The sequence below is a fragment of the Skermanella sp. genome (assembly GCF_059503625.1).
Genome location: NZ_JCACHA010001034.1, coordinates 1 through 5,974, shown reverse-complemented (window position 1 = coordinate 5,974; position 5,974 = coordinate 1). Strand labels below are relative to the sequence as shown.

Here is a 5,974-nt window from a genome sequence, read left to right as displayed (position 1 = left end):
GCCGAGATCGAGACCGACAAGGCCACCATGGAAGTCGAAGCGGTCGATGAAGGCACGCTCGGCAAGATCATCGTCCAGGAAGGAACTCAGGGCGTCGCCGTCAATCAGGTGATCGCCCTCCTGCTGGAAGAGGGCGAGGACGCCTCCGCGCTGGAAGGCAGCGGCGGTGCCAAGCCGGAAGCCAAGGCCGAAGCCAGCAAGCCTGAAGCCAAATCGGAAAGCGCCGCCCCGGCTCCGGCTCCCAAGAGCAACGGCGCCCAGGCTCCGGCCCAATCTCCCTCCCAGTCCGGCAACCGCATCTTCGCCAGCCCGCTCGCCAAGCGCATGGCCGAGCAGTCCGGCCTGGACCTCTCGCAGATCCAGGGCAGCGGCCCCAACGGCCGCATCGTCAAGCACGATGTCGAAGCCGCCATCTCCGGCGGTACCGCCAAGAAGGGCGCCACGCCGGCTCCAGCTGAAGCCACTAAGACCGAAGCTCCGAAACCCGCACCCTCGCAGGCGGCGGGACAGGCTGCGGCCCAGTCCCCGGCAGCCGTGCTGTCCGCCCAGAAGCCGGCCGGCGTCGATGCCAAGGACTTCTCGACCAAGCTCGGCATCAAGTTCCGCGAGATCCCGAACTCGGGCATGCGCAAGGTCATCGCGCGCCGCCTGACGGAGGCCAAGCAGACCGTTCCGCACTTCTACCTGACCATCGATCTTCAGATCGACCAGCTCCTGAAGACGCGGGCCGAGCTGAACGGCCGGTCGGACGAGTACAAGCTGTCGGTCAACGACTTCGTGATCCGGGCCACCGCGCTAGCGCTGAAGAAGGTGCCGGCCGCCAACGCCGCTTGGACCGACGATGCGATCCTCCAGTACGAGAACGCCGACATCTCGGTTGCCGTTGCAACCCCGACCGGCCTGATCACGCCGATCATCAAGGCGGCGGAGACCAAGGGTCTGGTCGAGATCTCCAACGCCATGAAGGATCTGGCCAAGCGCGCCCGCGACGGCAAGCTGAAGCCGGAGGAGTTCCAGGGCGGCACCTTCTCGATCTCCAACCTCGGCATGTTCGGCGTCCGCGAGTTCGGCGCGATCATCAACCCGCCGCAGGGCTGCATCCTGGCGGTCGGCGCCGGCGAGCAGCGCCCGATCGTCAAGGACGGCGCCCTGGCCGTCGCCACGGTCATGAGCTGCACGCTGTCGGTCGACCACCGCGTGGTGGACGGCGCGGTCGGTGCCGAATTCCTCGCCGTCTTCAAGAAGCTGATCGAAGATCCGCTGTCGATGCTGCTCTAACGGGAGAAAGCCTGTGGCTGATACTCAATTCGATCTCATCGTCATCGGCGGCGGTCCCGGCGGCTACGTGGCCGCCATCCGGGCCGCACAGCTCGGCATGAAGACTGCCGTCGTCGAGCGCGAGCACCTGGGCGGCATCTGCCTCAACTGGGGTTGCATCCCGACCAAGGCGCTGCTGCGCTCGGCCGAGGTTTCGCACCTGCTGCACCACCTGGACGAATACGGCTTTTCCGCCAAGGAAGTCAGCTTCGACCTTGCAAAGGTGGTCAAGCGGTCGCGTGGCGTCGCCTCCCAGCTTTCGGGCGGCGTCAAGCACCTGCTGAAGAAGAACAAGGTAACCGTCATCGACGGCCATGCCACCCTGCTCGGCAAGGGCAGGATCAAGGTCGAGAAGGACGGCACGACCACGGTCGGCGAGTTCGAGGCGAAGCACATCATCGTCGCGACCGGTGCCCGCGCCCGCGAATTCCCGAACATGAAGGCCGACGGCAAGCTGGTCTGGACCTATCGCCACGCGATGGTCCCGGACAGCATGCCGAAGTCGATCCTGGTCATCGGTTCCGGCGCCATCGGGATCGAGTTCGCCAGCTTCTACCTCAACATGGGCGCCAAGGTCATCGTGGCCGAGATGGTCGACCGCATCCTCCCTGCCGAGGATGAGGAGATCAGCGCCATGGCCCGCAAGTCGTTCGAGAAGCAGGGCATGAAGATCTACACCGGCGCCAAGGTCGGTGAGTTCAAGAAAGGCGCCAACGACGTCACGACGACGATCGAGGCCAACGGCAAGACCGAGACGATCACGGTCGACCGCGTCATCCTGGCCGTCGGCATCGTCGGCAACGTCGAGCATATCGGCCTCGAGAACACCAAGGTGAAGACCGAGAAGTCCCACATCCTGGTCAACGAGTGGCTGGAGACCGACGAGCCCGGCGTCTACGCGATCGGGGACGTGGTCGGCGCACCCTGGCTGGCCCACAAGGCGAGCCACGAAGGCGTCATCTGCGTCGAGCACATCGCCGGCATCAAGGAAGCCCATCCGATCAACGTCAGCAACATTCCGGGCTGCACCTATTCGCACCCGCAGGTCGCCAGCGTCGGTCTGAGCGAGGCCAAGGCGAAGGCCGCCGGCTACGAGGTCAAGGTCGGCCGCTTCCCCTTCATCGGGAATGGCAAGGCCATCGCGCTGGGCGAGCCGGAAGGCATGGTCAAGACGGTGTTCGACGCCAAGACCGGCGAGTTGCTGGGCGCCCACATGATCGGGGCCGAGGTGACGGAGCTGATCCAGGGCTACGGCATCGCCAAGACCATGGAGACGACGGAAGCGGAACTGATGCACACCATCTTCCCGCATCCGACGCTTTCCGAAATGATGCATGAGTCAGTGCTGGCCGCCTATGGCCGGGCTATCCATTACTGATAGCCCACCGACTTTAGTATCGGTGCGTTGGGCGCCGCCCGCAAAGGCGGCGCCCGCTTCAAATTGCACCTTGATGTCTTCGCCGAAGCGGTACACTTCTGGCACAGGCATATGGAGCTAGATGGATCATGACCGCTTCCCCCCCGATCGACCGCGTCCGCCATCCGGAAAAGGCCAAGCGGCCCGACAGCCCGGTTCAGCGCAAACCGGACTGGATCAGGGTAAAGGCCCCAGTATCGACGGAATACAACGAGACCCGCAAGCTGATGCGGGGCCTCAAGCTGAATACCGTCTGCGAGGAAGCGGCCTGCCCGAACATCGGCGAGTGCTGGAAGAAGAAGCACGCGACCTTCATGATTCTCGGCGCCGTCTGCACCCGCGCCTGCGCCTTCTGCAACGTCGCGACCGGCCGCCCCGACCTGCTCGACCCGCATGAGCCTGACAACGTCGCCGAAGCCGTCGGTACGCTGGGCTTGGAGCACGTGGTCATCACCTCCGTCGACCGCGACGACCTGGAAGACGGCGGCGCCGACCACTTCGCCCGCACGATCCGCCGCATCCGCGAAACCGCGCCCGCGACCACGATCGAGATCCTGACGCCCGACTTCATGCGCAAGAAGGGCGCCGTCGAGCATGTCGCGGCAGCGCGTCCCGACGTCTTCAACCATAACCTGGAAACCGTCCCCCGGCTTTATCCGACGATCCGTCCAGGTGCCCGTTACTTTACCTCCCTTAACCTGTTGTCCCGTGTGAAGGAACAGGAACCCGGCATCTTCACCAAGTCCGGCATCATGGTCGGCCTGGGCGAAACCAAGGAAGAGGTAATGCAGGTAATGGACGACCTTCGGGCAGCCGACGTGGATTTCCTGACCATCGGTCAGTATCTCCAGCCCACGCCGAAACATGAGCCCGTCGACCGCTTCGTCACTCCGGACGAGTTCGCCAGCTATGCCTCCATCGCGCGCGGCAAGGGCTTCCTGATGGTGTCCAGTTCGCCGCTGACCCGCTCGTCCTACCATGCCGGCGACGACTTCCGCCGGATGCGCGATGCCCGTGAAGCGAAGCTGGCGGGTGCCGCCGTCTCTCAGGACTGACTATGCCGACACACGCCGAGAAGCGGGTACTGCCCTATACGCCTGAGCAGATGTACGACCTCGTTGCCGATATCGAGAAGTACCCGGAGTTCCTGCCCTGGTGTCTGGCCGCACGTATCCGCAAGCGGGAAGGGAACGTCGTCTACGCGGACCTCATCATCGGCTTCAAGATGATCCGCGAACGCTTCACCTCCCGCGTCGAGCTGCATCCGCCCGACCGCATCAACGTTGCCTATAGCGAAGGTCCGTTCAGCTACCTGAACAATCACTGGATCTTCAGTCCGACCGAGACCGGCGGCTGCCTGATCGATTTCTACGTCGATTTCGAATTCAGGTCGAAGATGCTCCAGAAGATCATCGGCGTGCTGTTCAACGAAGCGGTCCGCCGCATGGTGGCGGCATTCGAAACCCGCGCCCGCCAGCTCTACGGCGACGGGACGGTTCCGGTTGCCACTCCCGACACCACCTCGAACCCGGCCTGACGGCTTCAGAACTTCGTCAGGTTCACGTCCGCCAGCAGGCCGAGCGCGAACCTGACCGTCGCCATCCTCACCGCCGAGCGGTCGCCTGGAAACACGCGCCGCTCGTGCCGGACGCCGTCGCCGCGCCGGGTGATGCCGAAATAGACCAACCCCACCGGCTTGCCCGGCGTTTCGCCGCCGGGACCAGCGATCCCCGTGACGGAGATCGCCACGTCGGCCCGTGAATGCGCGATCGCGCCGGCGGACATGGCCTCGGCGACTTCGGGGCTGACGGCGCCGACGCGCGCAATCAGCTCACCCGGAACGCTCAGCAACTCCGCCTTCGCCTCGTTCGAATACGTGACGAAGCCGCGCTCGACGACGCTGGAGGAGCCCGCGATCTCGGTCAGGGCGCCCGCTATCAAGCCCCCGGTACAGGATTCCGCGGTCGCCACCTTGAATCCGGCAGCCGAGAATCGTGCAAGCACGTCGCGCGCCTGCTCAAGGACGTCTTCTGGGAACATGGGCGGTTCCTCCTTCAGCTTGGCACAAGCGGAGCTTTCTAGCTGGCCGGCAGCCGGATCGTGGCGACGGCCTGCGCCGCGATGCCTTCCCCGCGTCCGGTGAATCCCAGCCGCTCCGTAGTCGTCGCCTTCACGCTGATACGGTCCGACGTGAGATTCAGCAGCTCGCCCATGCGGGCGACCATGGCTTCGCGGTGAGGACCGATCTTCGGCCTTTCGCAGATAAGCGTCACGTCCACATGAGAGATGACGCCGCCGCGCCGTTCCACCATGCCGACGGCGTGGCGCAGGAACAGGGCGCTGTCGGCGCCGCGCCATTGCGGGTCGCTGGGCGGAAAGTGGCTGCCGATGTCGCCTGCGGCCAGTGCTCCCAGAATGGCGTCGGTCAGGGCGTGCAGCCCGACATCGGCGTCGGAATGCCCGTCCAGACGCGCCTCGTACGGCACCTTGACGCCGCACAGCACCACATGGTCGCCGGGGGCGAAGCGGTGGACGTCGAAGCCGAGTCCCGTCCTCACATCGGGTAACATAGCGCTCATCGTCAAGGCGGCCCTCGCCATATCGTCCTGATTGGTCACTTTCAGATTGTCCGCATTGCCATGAACCAGTGCCACCCCAAGCCCCGCGCGCTCGGCCACCGCCGCGTCGTCGGTCAGTTCCGCCCCCGCCAGATCCCGGTGCGCCTTCAGGATTTCCGGGAACCGGAATCCCTGCGGCGTCTGCGCCCGCCACAACCCGGCCCGTTCGACCGTGGCGACGATCATGCCATCGGTGTCGCCGCGCTTCAGCGTATCCGTGACGGGGACCGCCGCAATGGCGGCCGGAACCTCGTTCAGCTTCGTCCGTACCGCATCGATGGTAGCCGCGTCGACCAGCGGCCGGGCGGCGTCATGGATCAGGACGAATTCGGGAACGGGATCGAGCGCCGCCAGCCGCTCCAGCCCCAGCCGAACGGATTCCTGCCGCGTGGCGCCCCCGGCGACCGGTTCAGGCAGGTCGAGACCCGCCACCGCAGCATCGTAAAGCTCCCGGTGCTGAGGCTGGATCACGACCTGAACGCCGTTGACGGCGGGATGACGCAGGAAAGCCCCCGCCGTGTGCCACAGCACGGCGTATCCGCCAAGGTTCTGGTACTGCTTGGGGCGGTCGCCGCCAAAGCGTTCGCCGCTTCCCGCGGCGACAATCAACGCCACACATGAA

At 65.3% G+C, this 5,974-nt stretch carries 6 protein-coding genes; 4 read left to right on the top strand and 2 right to left on the bottom strand.

Features of this window, described 5'->3' with window-relative positions:
- The 4 genes from AC5JJ6_RS37635 to AC5JJ6_RS37620 form a co-directional block, all read left to right on the top strand.
- On the top strand, positions 1-1,278 hold a 1,278-nt coding region (locus AC5JJ6_RS37635), incomplete at its 5' end, for a pyruvate dehydrogenase complex dihydrolipoamide acetyltransferase (RefSeq protein WP_496046941.1).
- Between the two features lie 13 nt (positions 1,279-1,291).
- A complete protein-coding gene (gene lpdA, locus AC5JJ6_RS37630; RefSeq protein WP_496046940.1) occupies positions 1,292-2,695 on the top strand; it encodes a dihydrolipoyl dehydrogenase in 1,404 nt (467 codons plus the stop codon).
- A gap of 128 nt (positions 2,696-2,823) precedes the next feature.
- Positions 2,824-3,789 (top strand): lipoyl synthase, encoded by a 966-nt coding sequence (lipA, locus tag AC5JJ6_RS37625; RefSeq protein WP_496046939.1) that lies wholly within the window; start codon positions 2,824-2,826, stop codon positions 3,787-3,789.
- A gap of 2 nt (positions 3,790-3,791) precedes the next feature.
- Positions 3,792-4,271 carry a type II toxin-antitoxin system RatA family toxin gene (locus AC5JJ6_RS37620; RefSeq protein WP_044432044.1) on the top strand — a complete coding sequence of 160 codons (480 nt, stop codon included), beginning with the start codon at positions 3,792-3,794 and terminating at the stop codon, positions 4,269-4,271.
- Positions 4,272-4,276: 5 nt separating this feature from the next.
- On the opposite strand, the gene AC5JJ6_RS37615 is transcribed toward AC5JJ6_RS37620, so the two are convergent.
- Together AC5JJ6_RS37615 and AC5JJ6_RS37610 are read right to left on the bottom strand one after the other, a co-directional pair.
- A complete protein-coding gene (locus tag AC5JJ6_RS37615; protein ID WP_496046938.1) occupies positions 4,277-4,774 on the bottom strand; it encodes a CinA family protein in 498 nt (165 codons plus the stop codon).
- A 38-nt stretch (positions 4,775-4,812) separates the two neighbouring features.
- Positions 4,813-5,967, bottom strand: a complete 1,155-nt coding sequence (locus AC5JJ6_RS37610) for a bifunctional 2-C-methyl-D-erythritol 4-phosphate cytidylyltransferase/2-C-methyl-D-erythritol 2,4-cyclodiphosphate synthase (protein WP_496046942.1) — start codon at positions 5,965-5,967, stop codon at positions 4,813-4,815.
- Between the last annotated feature and the right edge of the window lie 7 nt (positions 5,968-5,974).